At 66.5% G+C, this 20,158-nt stretch carries 20 protein-coding genes; 19 read left to right on the top strand and 1 reads right to left on the bottom strand.

Annotated elements, in window-relative coordinates:
* The first annotated feature begins 134 nt into the window (after nucleotides 1–134).
* The 10 genes from EGT50_RS05760 to pdxT all read left to right on the top strand — a co-directional run bounded on the left by EGT50_RS05760 (nucleotide 135) and on the right by pdxT (nucleotide 9,834).
* On the top strand, nucleotides 135–545 hold the full coding sequence (locus tag EGT50_RS05760; RefSeq protein WP_408014614.1) for a TIGR02611 family protein: 411 nt from the start codon (nucleotides 135–137) through the stop codon (nucleotides 543–545).
* 109 nt (nucleotides 546–654) lie between these two features.
* Nucleotides 655–2,721, top strand: coding sequence for a threonine--tRNA ligase (thrS, locus tag EGT50_RS05765; RefSeq protein WP_127951626.1), 2,067 nt, complete (start codon nucleotides 655–657; stop codon nucleotides 2,719–2,721).
* The gene (locus EGT50_RS05770; protein WP_127951627.1) at nucleotides 2,718–3,278 is read left to right on the top strand and encodes an HIT family protein; all 561 of its coding nucleotides are present in this window, start codon (nucleotides 2,718–2,720) and stop codon (nucleotides 3,276–3,278) included. Before thrS ends, EGT50_RS05770 begins: the two co-directional genes overlap by 4 nt.
* Before the next feature lie 94 nt (nucleotides 3,279–3,372).
* The gene (pgsA, locus tag EGT50_RS05775) at nucleotides 3,373–4,056 is read left to right on the top strand and encodes a phosphatidylinositol phosphate synthase (RefSeq protein WP_127951628.1); all 684 of its coding nucleotides are present in this window, start codon (nucleotides 3,373–3,375) and stop codon (nucleotides 4,054–4,056) included.
* Nucleotides 4,053–4,958, top strand: a complete 906-nt coding sequence (locus EGT50_RS05780) for a phosphatidylinositol mannoside acyltransferase (RefSeq protein ID WP_127951629.1) — start codon at nucleotides 4,053–4,055, stop codon at nucleotides 4,956–4,958. Before pgsA ends, EGT50_RS05780 begins: the two co-directional genes overlap by 4 nt.
* Nucleotides 4,955–6,082 carry a glycosyltransferase family 4 protein gene (locus EGT50_RS05785; RefSeq protein WP_127951630.1) on the top strand — a complete coding sequence of 376 codons (1,128 nt, stop codon included), beginning with the start codon at nucleotides 4,955–4,957 and terminating at the stop codon, nucleotides 6,080–6,082. The genes EGT50_RS05780 and EGT50_RS05785 overlap by 4 nt, the downstream gene beginning before the upstream one ends.
* The gene (locus EGT50_RS05790; protein WP_127951631.1) at nucleotides 6,079–7,095 is read left to right on the top strand and encodes an NUDIX hydrolase; all 1,017 of its coding nucleotides are present in this window, start codon (nucleotides 6,079–6,081) and stop codon (nucleotides 7,093–7,095) included. Before EGT50_RS05785 ends, EGT50_RS05790 begins: the two co-directional genes overlap by 4 nt.
* 160 nt (nucleotides 7,096–7,255) lie before the next feature.
* Nucleotides 7,256–8,158: a pyridoxal 5'-phosphate synthase lyase subunit PdxS gene (pdxS, locus tag EGT50_RS05795; RefSeq protein WP_127951632.1), complete on the top strand. Its 903-nt coding sequence runs from the start codon at nucleotides 7,256–7,258 to the stop codon at nucleotides 8,156–8,158.
* Nucleotides 8,159–8,278: 120 nt separating this feature from the next.
* Nucleotides 8,279–9,100: an acyl-CoA thioesterase gene (locus tag EGT50_RS05800; RefSeq protein ID WP_127951633.1), complete on the top strand. Its 822-nt coding sequence runs from the start codon at nucleotides 8,279–8,281 to the stop codon at nucleotides 9,098–9,100.
* A gap of 128 nt (nucleotides 9,101–9,228) precedes the next feature.
* On the top strand, nucleotides 9,229–9,834 hold the full coding sequence (pdxT, locus tag EGT50_RS05805) for a pyridoxal 5'-phosphate synthase glutaminase subunit PdxT (protein WP_127951634.1): 606 nt from the start codon (nucleotides 9,229–9,231) through the stop codon (nucleotides 9,832–9,834).
* A gap of 13 nt (nucleotides 9,835–9,847) precedes the next feature.
* On the opposite strand, the gene EGT50_RS05810 is transcribed toward pdxT, so the two are convergent.
* Nucleotides 9,848–10,831 carry an alpha/beta hydrolase gene (locus EGT50_RS05810; RefSeq protein ID WP_127951635.1) on the bottom strand — a complete coding sequence of 328 codons (984 nt, stop codon included), beginning with the start codon at nucleotides 10,829–10,831 and terminating at the stop codon, nucleotides 9,848–9,850.
* A gap of 298 nt (nucleotides 10,832–11,129) precedes the next feature.
* Here EGT50_RS05810 and EGT50_RS05815 point away from each other — a divergent pair, with 298 nt between their 5' ends.
* The 9 genes from EGT50_RS05815 (at nucleotide 11,130) to EGT50_RS05855 (ending at nucleotide 20,140) form a co-directional block, all read left to right on the top strand.
* Nucleotides 11,130–11,882 carry a YebC/PmpR family DNA-binding transcriptional regulator gene (locus tag EGT50_RS05815; protein WP_127951636.1) on the top strand — a complete coding sequence of 251 codons (753 nt, stop codon included), beginning with the start codon at nucleotides 11,130–11,132 and terminating at the stop codon, nucleotides 11,880–11,882.
* Between the two features lie 97 nt (nucleotides 11,883–11,979).
* Nucleotides 11,980–12,573, top strand: coding sequence for a crossover junction endodeoxyribonuclease RuvC (gene ruvC / locus EGT50_RS05820; RefSeq protein WP_127951637.1), 594 nt, complete (start codon nucleotides 11,980–11,982; stop codon nucleotides 12,571–12,573).
* The gene (gene ruvA, locus EGT50_RS05825) at nucleotides 12,570–13,172 is read left to right on the top strand and encodes a Holliday junction branch migration protein RuvA (RefSeq protein WP_127951638.1); all 603 of its coding nucleotides are present in this window, start codon (nucleotides 12,570–12,572) and stop codon (nucleotides 13,170–13,172) included. Before ruvC ends, ruvA begins: the two co-directional genes overlap by 4 nt.
* Nucleotides 13,169–14,266, top strand: a complete 1,098-nt coding sequence (ruvB, locus tag EGT50_RS05830; RefSeq protein ID WP_127951639.1) for a Holliday junction branch migration DNA helicase RuvB — start codon at nucleotides 13,169–13,171, stop codon at nucleotides 14,264–14,266. The genes ruvA and ruvB overlap by 4 nt, the downstream gene beginning before the upstream one ends.
* A gap of 196 nt (nucleotides 14,267–14,462) precedes the next feature.
* Entirely contained in the window at nucleotides 14,463–14,792 is a 330-nt protein-coding gene (gene yajC / locus EGT50_RS05835) for a preprotein translocase subunit YajC (RefSeq protein ID WP_127951640.1), read from the top strand.
* A 147-nt stretch (nucleotides 14,793–14,939) separates the two neighbouring features.
* A complete protein-coding gene (gene secD, locus EGT50_RS05840) occupies nucleotides 14,940–16,640 on the top strand; it encodes a protein translocase subunit SecD (protein ID WP_127951641.1) in 1,701 nt (566 codons plus the stop codon).
* 2 nt (nucleotides 16,641–16,642) lie between these two features.
* A complete protein-coding gene (gene secF / locus EGT50_RS05845) occupies nucleotides 16,643–17,833 on the top strand; it encodes a protein translocase subunit SecF (protein ID WP_127951642.1) in 1,191 nt (396 codons plus the stop codon).
* Nucleotides 17,834–17,837: 4 nt separating this feature from the next.
* A complete protein-coding gene (locus EGT50_RS05850; protein ID WP_127951643.1) occupies nucleotides 17,838–19,565 on the top strand; it encodes an ABC transporter substrate-binding protein in 1,728 nt (575 codons plus the stop codon).
* Nucleotides 19,566–19,573: 8 nt separating this feature from the next.
* Nucleotides 19,574–20,140 carry an adenine phosphoribosyltransferase gene (locus EGT50_RS05855; RefSeq protein WP_127952211.1) on the top strand — a complete coding sequence of 189 codons (567 nt, stop codon included), beginning with the start codon at nucleotides 19,574–19,576 and terminating at the stop codon, nucleotides 20,138–20,140.
* Nucleotides 20,141–20,158: the final 18 nt, after the last annotated feature.

Genomic DNA, 20,158 nt, shown 5'->3' on the forward strand with positions numbered 1-20,158 from the left:
GCTTGAAGGGAGCCGGCATGTCGGTCGGCGTGGACGTCTAGAGGGTGCGGACCATGGGGGATCGGCCGGTGAATGAACATTCCCAGGAGGGCGGCCGCGCGGCCGTAGAGCCGGCGGAGGACGGATTTCACCCGATCGAGGCTCTCGAGGAAGTCGAGCACAGGTGGAAGCGGCGTCGCGCACGTATCGCGGCGAACCCGTCCCTGAACCTGGCGTACCGACTCGGCGTGGGTGTCGCAGGTGCGATCGTGCTTGCGGTGGGGATCGTCGCGATTCCATACCCCGGTCCGGGATGGCTGATCGTCTTCGCGGGTCTGGGCATCCTCGCGTCGGAGTTCGCCTGGGCACATCGACTGCTGCACTGGGTCCGCGTGCGATACGACAGGTTCATGGCGTGGTTCGCTCAGCAATCCACCTTCGTCAAGGGTTTGAGCGTGCTGTTCACCACGATCGTCGTGCTCGCGACGCTGTGGGTGCTCGGGACCTTCAGATTGATCGGCACATGGGTGGGACTCGACCAGCCCTGGCTGGAGAGCCCGCTGTAGCGGACGACCTCACCGACGGTGGGATGGCTCCACTGGTGACGATGCGGTGCCGATAACATGAGATCGCCCTCATCCGAGGGCGCACCCTCGCATCTAGGAGCGCACCGTCGTGACCACTGCCGGATCCGTCACCCCAGCCGCACGCGTCAAAGTGCCCGCCGGGACTACTGCGGGCACGGCGGTGCGCGAGGCCGGACTTCCCGGCAAAGGGCCCGAGGCGGTCGTCGTAGTCCGCGACGCCGAGGGACAGTTGCGGGACCTGTCGTGGGCGCCGGATGTCGACGTCGAGATCGAGGCCGTTGCCGCCGACACCGAGGACGGTCGCAGCGTCATCCGGCACTCGGCCGCACACGTCCTCGCGCAAGCTGTCCAGCAGGAGTTCCCCGAGGCCAAGCTTGGCATCGGGCCGCCGATCAAGGACGGCTTCTACTACGACTTCCGTGTGGACCGCCCCTTCACGCCGGAGGACCTCACGAGGCTCGAGAAGCGGATGAAGCAGATCGTCAAGGGCGCGCAGCGGTTCTCTCGTCGCGTCGTCGAGGACATCGACGATGCTCGTGCCGAACTCGCCGATGAGCCGTTCAAGCTCGAGCTGATCAGTGACAAGTCGAGAAGCGACGAGTCGCTCACCGACGACCCCGAGGTGATGGAGGTCGGTGGCAAAGAGCTGACGATCTACGACAACCTCGATCCGCGCACCGGAGAGCGCGTGTGGGGTGACCTGTGCCGTGGCCCGCACATTCCCACCACCAAGCACATCCCGGCGTTCAAGTTGACCCGCAGCTCGGCCGCCTATTGGCGCGGTGACCAGAGCCGCGAGGACCTTCAGCGCATCTACGGCACCGCGTGGGAGTCGAACGAGGCGCTCGACAGGCACCTCGAGCTGCTGGCCGAGGCCGAGCGTCGCGACCACCGCAAACTCGGTGCCGAGCTGGACCTGTTCTCGTTCCCCGACGAACTCGGCTCGGGGCTGCCGGTATTCCACCCCAAGGGCGGCATCGTCCGGCAGGAGATGGAAGACTACTCGCGCCGGCGCCACGTCGAGGAGGGCTACGAGTTCGTCTACTCTCCGCACATCACCAAGGGTCATCTGTACGAGGTTTCCGGTCACCTGGACTGGTACCGCGACGGCATGTTCCCGGCAATGCACATCGACGAGGAATTGAACGAGGACGGCACCGTCCGCAAACCCGGCCAGGACTACTACCTCAAGCCGATGAACTGCCCGATGCACAACCTGGTGTTCGCGTCACGGGGACGTTCCTACCGCGAGCTGCCGCTGCGCATGTTCGAGTTCGGTTCGGTGTACCGCTACGAGAAGTCCGGCGTCGTGCACGGCCTCACTCGCGTCCGCGGCATGACGCAGGACGACGCGCACATCTACTGCACCAGAGAGCAGCTGCGCGACGAGCTGACCACGGCGTTGCAGTTCGTGCTGGGCCTGCTCGCGGACTACGGACTCGAAGACTTCCACCTCGAGCTGTCCTCCAAGAACCCGGACAAGTTCGTCGGCGATGACGAGCTGTGGGAAGAGGCCACCGAGACCCTGCGTGAGGTCGGGGAGGCGTCAGGTCTGGATCTGGTGCCCGACCCAGGTGGAGCGGCGTTCTACGGCCCGAAGATCTCCGTGCAGGTGCAGGACGCGCTCGGTCGCAGTTGGCAGATGTCGACGATTCAGCTCGACTTCAACCTGCCCGAGCGTTTCGATCTCGAGTACACCGGCCCCGAGGGCACCAAGCAGCGCCCAGTGATGATCCACCGCGCACTGTTCGGTTCCATCGAGCGGTTCTTCGGCGTGCTCACCGAGCACTATGCGGGCGCTTTCCCGGCGTGGCTCTCGCCCGTTCAGGTCGTGGGTATCCCAGTCGCCGAGGCGCACCAAGACCATCTCTTCGAAGTCGTGAGGCAACTCAGAGCGATCGGGGTACGTGCCGAGGTAGACGTGAGCGACGACCGGATGCAGAAGAAGATTCGCACCCACACCACCCAGAAGGTGCCGTTCATGCTGCTCGCGGGTGAACGCGACGTCGAAGCCGGTGCGGTGAGCTTCCGCTTCCGCGACGGCACGCAGATCAACGGCGTCGCCGTCCCCGAAGCAGTCAATATGATCAGCGAGTGGATCTCGCGACGTGAAAACGCCTCGCCCACAGCTGAATTGCTCGGTGGTGCTCAGTGACCGATCCGTCGAACGACAACATCGAGAACGGCGCCCTCGTCGACACAGGCCTGGGCGATCCCGACCGGCTGCAACGGTTGTGGTCGCCGCATCGGATGTCGTACATCGCGGAGGCCGTCAAGACCTCGAGTTCGAGTGAGGGGCCGTTCAGCGAGATCCCGAAGATGAGCGACGAGGAGGGGTTGATCGTCGCTCGGGGCGAGCTCGTGTATGCGGTGCTCAATCTGTACCCGTACAACCCGGGACACTTGATGGTCGTGCCGTATCGCCGGGTTTCGGCGCTCGAGGATCTCACACCGGAGGAAAGCGCCGAGTTGATGGCGTTCACGCAGCAGGCGATCCGCGTCATCAAGCGGGTCTCGCGCCCGGACGGTTTCAACGTCGGTTTCAACCTCGGCAAGACTGCCGGTGGATCGCTAGCCGAGCACCTGCACCAGCACATCGTTCCGCGCTGGCGTGGTGACGCGAACTTCATCACCGTACTCGGGGGCGCGAAGGTGATGCCGCAGTTGCTTCGCGAAACGCGGGCGCTGCTCGCGGGGGCCTGGAACGAGTGATTCACGAAGGTCGGCTGGCTCACAGCGTGGGAGGATTGGAATCTGGGTCCGAAAAGACCCTGCACCGCGACTTGAACAGGGAGGGGGGAGTGGAATGCTGAGTTTCTTCGGGCGTGCCTCGGTTTCCAAGGTGACGGCGCCGATGGGCCGCGCCTTGGTGAAGACCGGGCTGACCCCGGACGCGGTCACGGTGATCGGCACGGTCGCGAGTATCGTCGCCGCGCTGACCCTCTTCCCGTCTGGGCATCTGTTCTGGGGAACCATGGCGATCTGGTTCTTCGTGATGTTCGACATGCTCGATGGCGCCATGGCACGCGCCCGTGGTGGCGGCACGCGATATGGCGCCGTGCTCGACGCGACGTGCGACCGCATCGCCGACGGTGCGATCTTCGCGGGTCTCGCGTGGTGGGCCGTCTACCACGAGAACAGCAAGAGTCTGCTGGTTGCGACGTTGATCTGCCTCGTGACTTCGCAGGTGATCTCGTACGCGAAGGCCCGCGCGGAAGCGAGCGGGCTCTCTGCGGATGGTGGTCTCATCGAGCGTCCGGACCGGCTGGTCATCGTGCTGGTGGGCGCCGGCCTGACGGGTATCGCGGGGTATTTCGGCATCGGATGGCTGCACTGGGCGGTGTACGTCGCGATGTGGATCCTCGCGGTGGCGAGCATCATCACCGTGTTCCAGCGCGTTCTCGCCGTCCGCAATTCGGCCGGCGCGCGTGACCTCCTGCCGACCGCGCCGCGCGCCGAACAGAACCATGGCGCAGGGGAGGGCCCGTGACGTTCTCCGGGCGGGCCACCGATCTCGGCTACGCGGCCGGGTGGCGGATCGTGCGCGCGCTGCCGGAGAGACTGGCAGTCGCGGTCTTCGATGCCGGCGCGGATTTCGCCGCCCGACGGGGAGGCGGCCCGCAGCAGTTGCGCCGTAACCTTGCCCGCGTGCTCGGGGTCCCGCCGGGACAGGTACCCGACGACCTGATCCGTGATTCGCTTCGGTCGTACGCCCGCTATTGGCGCGAGGCGTTCCGGTTGCCGTCGATGGACATGACGGCGACCAAGGCGACGGTCGACCCCTTCGTTTCAGGAACCGAGTACCTCGACAAGGCAATGGCCGACGGCAAGGGCGCCATCCTCGCGCTGCCGCACAGCGGGAACTGGGACATGGCCGGGGTGTGGTGCACGCAGACGTGGGGCGGGCTGTCCACGGTCGCGGAACGCTTGAAGCCGGAGTCGCTCTACCAAAGATTCGTCGCCTACCGCGAGAGCCTCGGCATGGAGATCTTTCCCCTCAGCGGTGGTGAGCAGCCACCGTTCGAGGCGCTGACGACGCGATTGCAGGAGAACAAGGTGGTGTGCCTGCTCGGCGAGCGGGATCTGGCGGCGAAGGGCGTGCCCGTGACGTTCTTCGGCGAACCCACTCGGATGCCGGCGGGACCTGCCAAGCTCGCGATCGACACCGGTGCGCCTCTACTGCCGGTGCACTGCTGGTTCACCGATGACGGCTGGGGCTTTTCGATCGACCCGCCTATCGACGTCTCGGGCGGACTGGCATCGGCGACTCAGGCACTCGCCGACCGTTTCGCCGCGAATATCGCCGCTCATCCCGCGGACTGGCACATGCTCCAGCCGCTGTGGCTCGGCGATCTGTCCGAGGCCCGTCGCGCACGTTTGGAGTCACCATGAGGATCGGCATGGTGTGCCCGTACTCCTTCGACGTGCCTGGCGGCGTCCAGGCGCACGTCGTCGAGCTTGCCGAGACCCTCATCGAACGGGGGCACAAGGTCAGCGTCCTCGCGCCGGCGTCGGACGGAACCGTGCTGCCGGATTTCGTGGTCTCGGCAGGCCGTGCCGTCGCGATCCCCTACAACGGGTCCGTCGCCCGGTTGACGTTCGGCCCGTTGGCGTACGCGCGTACCCGACGCTGGATTGCCGAGAACGACTTCGATGTCCTGCACATTCATGAGCCGAACGCGCCGAGCTTGTCGATGCTCGCGATGAAGATCGCGGAAGGCCCGATCGTCGCCACGTTCCACACGTCGACGACGAGGTCGTTGGTGCTCAGTACCTTTCAGGGTGTACTCCAGCCGTACCTCGAGAAGATCAGCGGGCGCATCGCCGTGTCGGCACTGGCGCGACGCTGGCAGGTCGAATCGCTCGGATCGGATGCCGTGGAGATCCCGAACGGTGTCGACGTCCCTGCTTTCGCGAACGCAGCGCCGCTCGCCGGTTACCCGCGCCCGGGCAAGACCGTGTTGTTCCTCGGTCGGTACGACGAGCCCCGCAAGGGGATGGCGGTACTGCTCGGCGCGTTGCCTGCGCTCGTGGAGAAGTACCCCGATCTCGAGATCCTCGTGGTTGGCCGCGGCGACGAGGACAAGCTGCGGAGGGAAGCGGGGCAGTACGCAAGACATCTGCGCTTGCTCGGGCAGGTGAGTGATGCCGAGAAGGCGTCGGCGCTGCGCAGCGTCGACGCGTACTGCGCCCCGAACCTCGGTGGCGAGAGCTTCGGAATCGTGCTCGTCGAGGCGATGGCGGCGGGGGCACCCGTGGTCGCCAGCGAACTGGACGCCTTCCGGCGCGTCCTGCGGGACGGCACGGCGGGGTTGCTCGTGCCAGTCGGTGACTCGGCGGCTCTGGCGGCCGCGATCGACACGGTGCTAGGCGACGAGGACAGACGTCGCGCGCTGACGGATGTCGCGGGCGTTGTGGTGGGCGAGTACGACTGGCCGGTCGTGGCGGAACAGATCCTGCGGGTGTACGAGACCGTCACCGTCGGGTCTGCCGGTGTGCGAGAGGTAGGCGCGTGACCTTCTCCGCCTTGACGATTCTGATCGTCGCATTCATCGCCGCGGCGATCGCCGTGGCGGGCGCGTGGGCATACGCGAGCGCGAACCGACTCGACCGGCTGCACGTCCGCTCCGATCTGTCGTGGCAGGCGCTCGATGCGGCCCTCGCGCGCAGGGCCGTCGTCGTGCGGGCGATCGGTTCGGCTGTGGCCTACGCGTCGATCGAAAGCAAGCGACTGACCGCGCTCGCCGACCAGGCCGAGCGGGCGGGCCGTGCGCAGCGCGAGGCGGCCGAGAATGCGCTGTCGGGGGCATTGGCGACCCTCGACAACACCAGTCTCCCGCCGCAGCTGGTCGCGGAGCTGGCGGACGCCGAGGCGCGTGTGCTGATCGCTCGGCGGTTCCACAACGACGCTGTGCGTGACACCCTCGCCCTGCGCACCCGGCGTCCGGTCCGGTGGCTGCACCTGGGCGGAACCGCACCGCTGCCGACTTACTTCGAGATCCCCGAGCGGACTCAGCCGGCCGGGCTGGAACTCGACGAGGTTCGGACGTCGGCCCGGGTCGTGATGCTCGATCAGCACGGCCGGGTACTCCTGATGCGCGGACACGATCCCGACACACCCGAGGCAGCGTTCTGGTTCACCGTCGGTGGTGCCGTCGAGACGGGAGAGACCCTCCGCGCTGCAGCGGTGCGCGAGATCCATGAGGAGACTGGCCGGGCGGTGCCTACCGAGGCGCTGCGGGGCCCGTTGTGGCGCCGGGTGGCAATCTTTCCGTTCGCGGGCGAGCTGATCCGGTCCGAGGAGTTGTTCTTCGCGGTGCGGACCGACGAGTTCGTACCGCAGCGTGGCGGTTTCACCGAGTTCGAGCAGCGCACGATCACCGAACATCGGTGGTGCACCGCGCCGGAGATCCGGGAGATACAGCGGAAGGGTGAACCCGTGTACCCACAGGATCTGCCGGATCTGCTCGACGAGGCGAACCTGGCTGTCGTCCGCCACGAGGAGCCCGAGGTCCACGCGATCCGCTGATATGACCCGTGCCACAGCAGTCCGCTATCCCGGCACTGGATATCGGGGCCGCCGTCGCCGCGTCCTAGAATTGCCAATGCACCGAATCACCAATGCACTGCGGGGCCGTGCGGAACCGTAGGCGCCAGACCATCAGCCGGCGAGAACCCAGGAGTTTGCTGTGAGCACCCCCGACACCACCCCCGTTACCGGCACTGCACGCGTGAAGCGGGGCATGGCCGAGATGCTCAAGGGCGGCGTCATCATGGATGTGGTCACCCCCGAGCAGGCGAAGATCGCCGAAGACGCCGGCGCTGTCGCGGTCATGGCGCTCGAGCGGGTCCCCGCCGATATCCGTGCCCAAGGTGGTGTCTCGCGCATGTCCGACCCGGACATGATCGACGGCATCATCCGTGCCGTGTCCATCCCGGTCATGGCCAAGGCGCGCATCGGCCACTTCGTCGAAGCCCAGATCCTGCAGTCCCTCGGCGTGGACTACATCGACGAATCCGAGGTCCTCACGCCGGCCGACTACGAGAACCACATCGACAAGTTCGCCTTCACCGTCCCGTTCGTGTGCGGTGCCACCAACCTCGGTGAGGCCCTGCGCCGCATCAACGAGGGTGCTGCGATGATCCGCTCCAAGGGCGAGGCCGGCACCGGCGACGTCTCCAACGCCACCACCCACATGCGCAAGATCCGGCAGGAGATCCGCCGCCTGACCTCCCTGCCGGAGGACGAACTCTACGTCGCGGCGAAGGAACTTCAGGCGCCCTACGACCTGGTCGTAGAGGTCGCCAAGGCCGGCAAGCTCCCGGTCACCCTGTTCACCGCCGGCGGTATCGCAACCCCCGCGGACGCGGCGATGATGATGCAACTCGGTGCCGAGGGCGTGTTCGTCGGCTCGGGCATCTTCAAGTCCGGCAACCCCGCCGAGCGGGCCTCCGCGATCGTGAAGGCCACCACCTTCCACGATGACCCGGACGTACTCGCCAAGGTCTCCCGCGGCCTCGGTGAAGCCATGGTCGGCATCAACGTCGACGATCTCCCCGCTCCGCACCGGCTCGCCGAACGCGGCTGGTGACCTGAATCCGGTCGATTCCGAAACCCTGCGCAGGCGGTGAGGACCCGATGCGGTCCTCACCGCGGCCGTCTGCGCGCCGTTGCTAGCCTGAGCGAGCCCCCACGAAGAAGGAGTCTCGGCATGGCGAAGATAGAGCAGATCCTGGAACTCGAACGGCTCGAGAAGGACATATTCCGGGGGATCGCCATCGAGACGATGCTGCCGCGTACCTTCGGCGGCCAGGTCGCCGGACAGGCGCTGGTATCGGCGGTGCGCACGGTCGAGGAGCACTTCTTCGTCCATTCGCTGCACGGGTACTTCCTTCGGCCGGGCAACCCCGTGAAGCCGATCGTCTACTTGGTGGACCGGATCCGGGATGGTCGCTCGTTTTCGACACGACGCGTGACCGCCGTTCAGGACGGGCAGGCGATCTTCACGATGTCGGCGTCGTTCCATGTTCTCGACGAGGGCATCGCGCATGCGGACGTGATGCCGCCCGTGCCGGCGCCTGAGGACCTGCCCGATGCGTCGACGCTGCTCCCGGAGGCGATTTCCTGGGAGTATCGCGAGTGGGCGGACTGGGATCTGCGGTACGTTCCGGCCGACCGGATCGCCCGCAAACCGGGTGTCCCTGTGCAGCAGCAAGTCTGGTTCCGTTCGCGCGAGGCGCTTCCGGACGATCCGGTCTTCCACGTCTGCACTCTCGCGTACATGAGCGACATGACCCTGCTGGGGTCGGCCAGCACCATCCACCCCGACACGGAGATCCAGAGCGCCTCGCTCGACCACGCCTTGTGGTTCATGCGTCCGTTCCGCGCTGACGACTGGCTGCTCTACGACCAGACCTCGCCGTCCGCGGGGTTCGGGCGCGCGCTGACGCAGGGGCGGATCTTCGATCGCAGCGGCAACCTCGTTGCGGCGGTGGTGCAGGAGGGGCTGACGCGCTTGTTGCGGCAGGACTGACCGCGCAGCCAGGTGCACGCTGGTCTCGTCGTCTGGAGGTTGTCCGCCGAACAGTGGGCGCCGGGACCGGAGGTGCTTGCTGATAACGTTTTCGTGTCAAGGCGTCGAGCAGTTCAGGACTTTCATCAGTGGCAAACCAACCGACCATCGGCGTACTCGCATTACAGGGAGACGCTCGCGAGCACCTCGCGGCGGTGGAATCCTGTGGGGCGCGAGGGATCGGCGTGCGGAGGGCGTCGGAACTCGAATCCGTGGATGGACTGGTGATTCCGGGCGGTGAGTCGACGACGATGAGCCGTCTGCTGACCGTTTTCGATCTGCTCGAGCCGTTGCGTGCCCGGTTGAAGGCCGGGATGCCCGCGTACGGGTCGTGCGCGGGCATGATCCTGCTCGCCAGCGAGATCCTCGACACGCGCCCGGACGCCGAGCACCTCAACGGTCTGGACATCACTGTGCGGCGCAATGCGTTCGGCCGGCAGGTGGACTCGTTCGAGGCGGACCTCGACTTCGCCGGCATCGACGGCGACCCGGTGCGTGCGGTGTTCATCCGCGCGCCCTGGGTCGAGCATGCGGGAGCTGGCGTCGATGTGCTCGCGCGGGTGCCGGAAGGTCCCGCCGCCGGGCACATCGTGGCCGTCCGGCAGGGCGATGTTCTCGCGACCTCGTTCCATCCCGAGGTCACCGGTGACCGTCGAGTTCACCGCCTCTTCGTGGACATGGTGCGGGGTAACTGACCACCCGCACCCGTCACCATCGGGCGTTCAATGCGTCGAGGATCTGCGGGCGGGACTTCCACAGCTCCTCGGACCAGTAGGCCCAGGAGTGTGTTCCAGCGTTGGTGAAGTCGTACGTCGCTGGGATGCCCAGCGAGTTCAGCCGTGCCTGGAACGCCTTGGTGTTCGCCAATGCGAGTGCCTCGAGGCTCATCGCAGTCGAGGTGTTGAACGATCCGACGAAGCCGACCGGGTTGTCGAACTCGCCCATGAGCCCGTTGCCGGACGAGATGTACAGCGAGATCCCGCGAAGCATTGGGGCGAAGACGAACGGATCGTTGCGAAGCCACGCACTGCTCCACGGCGGTCCCCACATGGCGTCGACGTTGTATCCGCCGGCGTCCAGCATTGCGATACGAATCGCCTCTCGCATGCCGGGCGCGGAGATGTTGAGATACCCGGAGTAGGAGCCCGCGAACTTGAACTGATCCTTGTGGTATGCCGCGAGCGTCAGTGCAGCTGAGCCGCCCATCGACAGACCCACGACGGCGTTGTTGGACCGGGAGACGCCCCGGGTCGCAAGGTAGGCAGGCAGTTCCCGGGTGAGGAAGGTCTCCCACTTGTAGGTGACCTTCTGTCCATTGATGTTGCTCGGTGCGTACCAGTCCGTATAGAAGCTGGACTGGCCACCGACCGGCATCACGAGTGTGATGTCGTCCTTGCGGAACTGCTCGAGCGCGTTCGTCTCGAACGACCACGCGTTGCGATCGTCGCGGGCACGCAGTCCGTCGAGCAGATACAGGGCACCGTTGCCGCCGCGGGCGGCCCACTGGATCTGCACCTTGATCGGTCCCATCGTCGAGTCGACGTAGACCTCCTCGTAGCCGCCGGAGGGAACGGCACCGGCGGTCGAGGTACCGCTCACGACTGCGAGAGCGGGAAGCAAGAGAGTCGCCGCCGCGATCGCGATCAATCGCTGCCTCAGACATCTGGTGAATCCCGGTCGCTGAATGCGCATTCGCTCGCCTTCCCCCAAGAACGATCTCCGCGTCCGCATTGCTGCGCGCCCCCGCACGCAAGACGCCTATCCGCCGTACCCGAAGTCACACCAGGGCTGTTCCTGGAAGGCTGCATTGCGGCGGATCAGCTGTCCTCGAAACACCGCAACTTCAACCAGATCGTGACCTACCCGAGGATACGGTGTACCCGGCGCCTGAAGGCGTGCAGGTAGCATCGAGCCTCCGACAATTGTGCAGTCGTTTGCCGTGGGTTTGTCGTATCTGCCCCCGGGATGCTGCAGGAAGGGGCTCCCACGAATGAGCGGCCACTCCAAATGGGCCACCACCAAGCACAAGAAGGCCGCGATCGACGCCAAGCGCGGCAAGATGTTCGCAAAGCTGATCAAGAACATCGAGGTGGCGGCTCGCACGGGGGGCGGCGATCCGGCGGGCAATCCGACGCTGTTCGACGCCATCCAGAAGGCCAAGAAGAGCTCGGTCCCCAACGACAACATCGAGCGGGCCCGAAAGCGTGGTGGCGGTGAGGAAGCCGGCGGCGCCGATTGGCAGACCATCATGTACGAGGGCTACGGGCCAAACGGCGTGGCGGTCCTCATCGAGTGCCTCACCGACAACCGCAACCGCGCCGCCGGCGAGGTTCGGACCGCGATGACCCGCAACGGTGGCAACATGGCCGATCCCGGTTCGGTCTCCTATCTGTTCACCCGCAAGGGCGTGGTGGTGCTCGAGAAGAACGGTCGCAGCGAGGACGACCTCTTGGAAGTCGTGATCGAGGCCGGCGCCGAAGAGATCAATGATCTTGGCGAGTCCTTCGAGATCGTCTGCGAGGCCGGTGACCTGATCCCGGTTCGTACCGCACTCGTCGAGGCCGGCATCGAGTACGAGTCGGCCGACCCGGACTTCCGGGCATCGGTCGAGGTGCCGGTGGATGTGGACGGCGCCCGTAAGGTGTTCAAGCTCGTGGACGCGCTCGAGGACTCCGACGACGTCCAGAACGTCTACACCAACGTCGACGTCTCGGACGAGGTCCTCTCCGAACTCGACGCCTAGTCGCAGGCGGTGCACCAATTGCGTGTTGGTCGGCGATCATGCGCCCACCTCCGCTATGATCGAACAGCTGTTCGGAGATAGTGCGAGAGGTGGGCGCGTGCGTGTTCTGGGTGTCGATCCCGGTCTTACGCGGTGCGGTTTCGGTGTCGTGGACGCTGGCCGGGGGCGCGACGTCAAGCCGGTCGCGGTCGACGTCGTGCGTACCGCGGCGGACATGGAACTCGCCTCACGCCTCCTGCGGATCTCGGATGCGGTCGATGACTGGCTCGACCGGTACCGGCCGACCGTCGTCGCGGTCGAGCGGGTCTTCTCCCAGCACAATGTCCGGACAGCGATGGGTACCGCGCAGGCGGGCGGGGTCGTGGCGCTTGCAGCCGCCAAACGAGGGATTCGGGTGTGCTTCCACACGCCGAGCCAGGTCAAAGCCGCGGTAACAGGTAGTGGCGGCGCCGACAAGAAGCAAGTCACCGCGATGATCACCCGGATCCTGGGACTCGACGCGCCGCCCAAGCCCGCCGACGCGGCCGACGCACTCGCGCTTGCGGTCTGCCATTGTTGGCGTGCCCCGATGCTCGATCGGATCGCCGCCGCGGAGGCCGCCGCGGCCGAACAGAAGCGGCGTTACGAGATGCGGCTCGAGGGCACCACGGCGCAGCGCGGTGGCAGGTCGGCCGGAAAGGCAGGGAGATGATCGCTTCGGTACGAGGTGAGGTTGTCGAGATCGGGTTGGACCACGCGGTGATCGAGGCCGCGGGCGTCGGGTACCGGCTCAACACCACTCCAACCACGCTGGCGACACTTCGCCGAGGGCAGGAGTCACGCCTGCTGACGTCGATGATCGTCCGCGAGGACTCGATGACGCTGTACGGCTTCGCCGACAACGAATCGCGGGAGTTGTTCGGCCTCCTGCAGACGGTCTCCGGTGTCGGTCCACGGCTCGCAATGGCGATCCTGGCGGTGCTCGAGCCGGAGGCACTGCGCAATGCGCTTGCCGAGGGCAACGTGACCGCACTCACCCGGGTGCCGGGCATCGGCAAGCGCGGTGCCGAGCGCATGGTCGTCGAACTCAGGGACAAGGTCGTCGCGGAGCCGGGTACGGGGGACATGCCGGGTGTGGCGTCGGGTGCCTCGAGTGCGGTGCGCGGTCAGGTCGTCGAAGCGTTGACGGGGCTGGGCTTCCGGATCGATCAGGCCGAAAAGACCACGGACACAGTCGTTGCAGCCGACCCGGATGCCGCGACGGCGACGGTGCTGCGATCCGCACTCGCGCTGCTGGGCAAGACACGATGAACTTCGATGCGGAGTCAGGGGACGAATCCGCCGTCACGGCCGACTTCGTTGCGTCGGACGGTGAGATCGAGGCGAGCCTGCGGCCCAAGGACCTGGACGACTTCATAGGTCAACCGCGCGTGCTCGAGCAACTCCAATTGGTGCTGGCGGGCGCGAAGATGCGTGGCGGCACACCGGATCACATACTCCTGTCCGGCCCGCCCGGTCTCGGCAAGACGAGCATGGCGATGATCATCGCCGCCGAACTCGGGACCTCTCTGCGCCTGACCTCGGGTCCCGCCCTGGAACGGGCCGGCGACCTGGCCGCGATGCTGAGCAACCTGGTCGAGGGCGACGTGCTTTTCATCGACGAGATCCACCGGATAGCTCGGCCGGCCGAGGAGATGTTGTACCTCGCGATGGAGGACTTCCGCGTCGATGTCGTTGTCGGCAAGGGGCCGGGTGCAACGTCCATTCCGCTCGACATCGCGCCGTTCACTCTCGTCGGGGCGACGACTCGGTCGGGTGCTCTCACAGGCCCGCTGCGCGACCGTTTCGGGTTCACCGCCCACATGGACTTCTACGAGCCGGAGGAGCTGCAGCGGATTCTGCTGCGCTCGGCGGGCATTCTCGGCGTCGATCTCGGTGAGGAGGCAGGCGCGGAGATCGCGGGTCGCTCGCGCGGCACGCCCCGCATTGCGAACCGGCTGTTGCGTCGCGTGCGGGACTATGCAGAGGTTCGCGCCGACGGCGTCGTCACCCGCGACATCGCGAAGGCCGCTCTCGCGGTGTACGACGTCGATCCGCTCGGACTGGATCGCCTCGACCGCGCCGTTCTGGGCGCCCTGGTCCGCAGCTTCGGTGGTGGTCCGGTCGGGGTGTCGACGCTCGCGGTCGCGGTCGGGGAAGAGTCGAGCACGGTGGAAGAGGTGTGCGAGCCGTTTCTGGTGCGGGCCGGAATGATCGCCCGCACTCCACGTGGCCGTGTCGCGACGGCGGCCGCGTGGGCCCAGTTGGGGCTGACCGCACCACCCGACGCCGCGATGGGAGGAATCGAAGTGCGCGCACGCGAACCGCAGTTGGATCTCTTCCCAGAGGAGCGGCCCGAGCCCTGAGACCCTGCCGCTGGACGGGCGCGTTCTCGCGGTGTTCGATATGAGGAATGTTCGATATCAGCGAAATCTGATCGTTGACTATTTTCCTTTCCAGCGGGTGCCAGGTGGCACACTGGGAGGAGCACGGTACCGCCCTGGCCCGTGCGCGTAGCCGTGTGTAACGCCCTATGTGACGAAATCGAGGACTGACTTCCAGATGGAATTGCTCTTTCCCCTTCTCATCCTTGCCCTGCTGGTGCCGATGTTCCTCGGCATCCGCCGCCAGAAAAAGGAGATGCAGAAGACCGCCGAACTCCAGGACTCCCTGCAGGTCGGCGACCGTGTGATGACGACCGCCGGGCTGCATGCCACCGTTGTGGGTCTCGACGACGGCACCGTCGATCTCGAGATCGCGCCTGGTGTGGTCACCACGTGGACGCGCATGATCGTCCGCGAGCATCTCGTCGATGACGCCACTGACGAAGCCGATGACGACTACATCGACGAGACGCCGGACGAAACGCAGCGTCGTCTGAACGGAGAGTAGTGCGGTAGCCGCCCTCGTCGACAGGTCGCCGAACCTGTCTCGGCGAGGGCGCCTTCACGCCTGGCTCGCCCGAACGACGTCACCCTTCGTCGGCGTACCCTTCTGCGTCACCATCCGAACCGCACGTATCGAGGAGACAGACAAACCGTGGCACCTTCGACAGGATCGGTGCACCCAGTGCGCGCGCTCACCGTTTACGCGGTGATCGTCGCGGCACTGTATGCGCTGGTCTTCTTCACCGGCGACAAGTCCCCGACCCCGGAACTGGGGATCGATCTGCAGGGTGGGACCCGAGTCACCCTCACGGCGCGGACACCGGATGGCAGTACGCCCAGCCAGGACAGCCTCCGTCAGGCCCAGCAGATCATCGAGTCCCGGGTCAACGGGCTCGGCGTATCCGGTTCGGAGGTTGTCGTCGACGGTGACAACCTCGTCATCACGGTTCCGGGTGATGACAGCTCGCAGGCCCGGTCGCTAGGCCAGACGGCGCGGCTCTACATCCGGCCCGTCCTCGGTTCACAAGCAGCGGCTGCGCCGGGGGCACAGCAGACGCCGGTGCAGAATCCCGAGACGCAAGCCCCGGTTCCGGGTGAGCCCGAAGCGACTCCCGCACCGCAGCAGCGACCCTTCCCGGCGCAGAACCCGCCGGCTCCGACACCGGCTCCCGCACCGACATCCGAGGCGCCCGCAGCACAGACGCCTGAGGCGCCCGCGGCGCCCGTACCCGGTTCTCCGGAGGCCGCGGCCGCCGAGATCGCGAAGGCCAAGGAAACCAGGCAAAGCGAGGATCCCACCGTCCAGCAGCAGACGATGGCGACACTCGACTGCTCTGCTCCTGATCCGCTGCAGGGCAACGACGACCCGAACCTGCCGCTCGTGGCGTGCTCGACCGACGGCACAGGGGTCTACTTGCTCGGCCCGAGCATCATCGACGGTCAGGAGATCTCGGATGCGAGCTCCTTCTTCAACAGCCAGCAGTCCCGCTACGAGGTGAGCCTGAGCTTCAAGTCCGACGGCAGCTCCACCTGGGCGCAGTTCACCTCGGCGAACATCGGTAACCAGGCCGCCTTCACCCTCGACTCCAAGGTCGTGAGCGCACCCGTCGTGCAGGGCGCGACTCCCGTGGGCAGTGCGACCTCCATTACCGGTCAGTTCTCGCAGAGCCAGGCGCAGGAACTCGCGAACACCCTCAAGTACGGTTCGCTGCCGTTGTCGTTCCAGGCGTCGGAGGCCGAAACCGTCTCGGCAACTCTCGGCCTGGCGTCCCTCGAGGCCGGTCTGATCGCGGGCGCCGTCGGTCTCGTTCTGGTTCTCGTCTACTGCCTCATCTACTACCGCATGCTGGGTCTTCTCACTGCCCTGTCGCTGGTGAGTTCGGGCCTGGTCGTCTACGCGATTCTGGTACTGCTCGGGCGCTACATCGGCTTCACCCTCGATCTCGCCGGCATCGCCGGTCTGATCATCGGTATCGGCATGACCGCGGACTCGTTCGTGGTGTTCTTCGAACGGATCAAGGACGAGATGCGTGAGGGCCGCAGCTTCCGCTCGGCCATACCGCGCGGCTGGGCCCGCGCCCGTCGCACGATCCTGTCCGGCAACGCCGTCAGCTTCATCGCGGCCGCCGTGCTGTACACGCTGGCGATCGGGCAGGTCCGAGGCTTCGCGTTCACGTTGGGCCTGACGACGATTCTCGACGTGGTCGTCGTGTTCCTGGTGACCTGGCCGCTGGTGTACATGGCATCGAAATCCCGGTTCTGGGCCAAGCCGAGCGTCAACGGACTCGGCGCGGTCCAGGAGGTCGCCCGCGAACGCAAGATGGCCGCCGCGGCGGTCTCCGAGGAGGCATGAGCATGAGTGAGTCGAAAACCTCGGCTGTGACCGACGCTTCGGCCGGCACCGACGCCGGCGTCGACCGATCGGCGCTGCCGCACCACAGTTGGCTGCAGCGCCTGTACACCGGAACCGGCGGCTTCGAGGTCGTCGGCCGGCGCAGGTTCTACTACTTGCTGACCGGTTCGATCGTCGCGTTGTCGTTGCTGAGCATCCTCGTGCGGGGTTTCACGCTCGGCATCGAGTTCGAGGGCGGTACCCGGGTCCAGTTCCCGACTCCAGCGGGCGTGAGCACCGAGCAGGTCGAGAGCGTGTACTCCGACACCCTCGGCCAGGGCCCCGTATCGGTGCAGACAGTCGGCTCCGGATCGAGTTCGTCCGTCGAGATCCGTTCCGAGGCACTCGATGCAGGACAGGTCGCCGCACTGCAGAACGCCCTGTTCGACGCATTCCAGCCGCAGGACAGCGACGGCAACGTGTCCAGGAACGCCATCAGCGTCGCCGATGTCAGCGAGACGTGGGGTGGTCAGATCACCGAGAAGGCACTCATCGCACTCGTCGTGTTCCTGGTGATCGTGAGCATCTATATCGCGATCAGATTCGAGCGTGACATGGCGATAGCGGCGATCTGCGCGCTGTTCTTCGACATCCTCGTGACGGCCGGTGTCTACTCGCTGATCGGATTCGAGGTCACCCCGGCAACGGTGATCGGCCTGCTCACAATCCTCGGTTTCTCGCTGTACGACACGGTCGTCGTGTTCGACAAGGTCGAGGAGAATACGCGTGGAATCCTGCATCTGAACCGGCGGACCTTCGCCGAGCAGGCCAACCTCGCCGTGAACCAGACGTTGATGCGTTCGATCAATACCACCGTCATCTCGGTCCTGCCGGTCCTGGGCCTGATGGTGGTCGCGGTGTGGCTGCTCGGTGTCGGCACCCTCAAGGATCTTGCGCTGGTCCTGTTCGTCGGCATCGTCGTCGGTGCCTACTCGTCGATCTTCTTCGCGACGCCGCTGCTGGTCTCGATCAAGGAGCGGTGGGGGCCGGTGGCGGCACACACCAAGAAGGTCCTCGCCAAGCGTGCGGAGGCTGCGGGCCGAACCCAGCCGGCCGCGGCCGGGCAAACGCAGCCGCGCGTGCGTGCGGTGGCCGGGTCGGCGCCGCGTCCGGGGGCTCAGCCGATGGGGAAGCGCAGCAAGAAGAGGCACTGAACAAATGACCACCCCACGCCGATCGAGTCGCCGCGTGGCCAGGACGATCGGTGCTCTGACCGTCGCGGCTACCGTGGGGGCTTGCGCCCAATCCGCCGATCAGGTGCCGTCCCTGGGGTTCGCGATCGACAACGTCGTGACGACCTACAACGCCAACACCCGGGAGGGGGCAGCGACCGGCACGGCTGCGGCGTTCGGTCGGGTCCTGACGGGGATGAACTACATCGGCCCGTCCGGGACTCCGTTGGCGGACACCGATTTCGGTAGCGGGAGCGTCGTCCCGGGCGACACACTCACCATCGAGTACCGGCTGAACCCGGCATCGGTGTACTCGGACGGCGTTCCTGTCGCGTGCGACGATCTGGTCCTTGCCTGGGCGGCCGGCAGCGGGCAATTCACGCGGCCGACGGAGAACGGCCCTGTGCCGATGTTCGACGCCGCGACCCGAGCCGGCTACGCGGACATCGACCGTGTCGACTGCGAACCGGGTGCCAAGGATGCGACGGTGGTGTTCAAACCGGGCCGGTCCTTCCTCGATTGGCGCTCATTGTTCGGTGCGACCGAACTGATGCCTGCGCACGTAGCCGCACAGGCGGCGGGCGTGCCGAACGTGGTCAGCGCGATCGCTTCGGGTGACATCGACGCGGTAGGGCGAATCGCGGACTTCTGGAACACCGGGTGGCGGCTCGTCCCGGGCGAGCTGGACCTGACGAGGCTGCCGTCGTCCGGTCCGTACCGGATCGGTTCGTACACCGAGGACGGCGGGCTGGTCCTCGTCGAGAACGAGCGGTGGTGGGGGAACAGGCCGGCGACGTCCCGGATCGTGATTTGGCCCAAGGGCTCGGATGTGCAGGCGCACATCGACGACGGCGAGATCGAAGTCATCGACATCGGCGCAGGTTCGATCGATGGCCTGAACCTGGGCAACGGGTTTGATGTCGTCGACGAGCCATCGCGCAACGTCGAGCAACTCGTGCTCGCGAACCATGGGACGCTCGGTGCCGTCGAGGCGCGTCGCGCGTTGGCGTTGTGCGTGCCCCGACAGCTGCTCTACGACGAGCTCGGGCATCCCGGCTTCGACCGGTCGCAGGGTCTGGGCTCGGGTGTCGTCGACTCCCGGATCACCGCGCCCGACACGATGTTCTACCAGTCTGCGGTCGCGGCCGAGGGAGGCCTCTACACCGACCCGGATGTTCCCGGGGCAGAAGCGGCCCGGGAGTCCATCGACCAGCCGAACCTGACGGTGCGTATCGGCTATCTCGGTCCTGACGAGCGGCGCGCTCGGACGGTCCGCGAGATCGCGGCATCGTGTGAGGGTGCGGGTATCACCGTCGTCGACGTCGGCTCGCCGGAGTTCCGGCCGAGTGCGCTCGGAGCCGGGCAGGCCGATGCTGCGCTTGCCGGCACGGCCTCCGCTTCGGGTGCGGGTGGCTCGAGCGTGCCGACCGATGCATCGTTCGCGTTGCGGTCCGGCAACGGCGACAATTTCGGTGGTTTCTCGAACCAGCGGTTCGACCAGATCGTTGACCAGCTCGCGGTCGACGGGTCGCTCGCGGCCCGGATGTCGCTGTTGGGTGAGGCCGAGGCGATCCTGTGGAACGAGATGCCGACGATACCGCTGTTCGACCAGCCACGGACCGTCGCGTCCTCGAAGGGGATCCACGCGGTGGTGCCGAACCCGACGAGGTCCGGTGCGGGCTGGAACATGGACAAGTGGATACTTCTCAGGTGATCTCTCCGATGGATGTCCCCGAAGACGCGATCCCCACCCGCGCAGACGCATTCGAGCGTGCCGAAGCGGCGGTGTCCGGGCTCACCCGGTGGTGCGACGACTTTCCGACGCCGGGTGTCCGCTTCGCCGATCTCACTCCCGTCTTCGCGGATGGCCCCGGTTTCCGTGCAGTGATCGAGGGGCTGGCGGCGGTGGGAGCCGGTGCCGAGATCGTGGCCGGCGTCGACGCGCGAGGCTTCCTCCTCGGTGGCGGCGTCGCGATGGAACTCGGATGCGGCGTGCTCGCCGTCCGCAAGGCCGGCAAGCTGCCCCCTCCGGTGCACTCGCAGAGCTATTCACTCGAGTACGGCGCGGGGACGCTCGAGATCCCCAGCGATGCGCCCGATCTGCGCGGGCGCCGCGCCTTCGTGATCGACGACGTGCTCGCGACCGGTGGCACGCTGCTCGCGGCCGCTGAGCTGCTCACCCGCGCGGGTGCGGAGGTCGTGGGTGTCGCCGTCGTTCTCGAAATCGAGGAACTCGGTGGCCGGGCGCGCCTCGATCAGTACCCGGTGACGTCGCTTATGCGCGTCTGAGGACTACAGTTGTGCCTG

Source organism: Rhodococcus xishaensis, assembly GCF_004011825.1.
GTDB lineage: Bacteria > Actinomycetota > Actinomycetes > Mycobacteriales > Mycobacteriaceae > Prescottella > Prescottella xishaensis.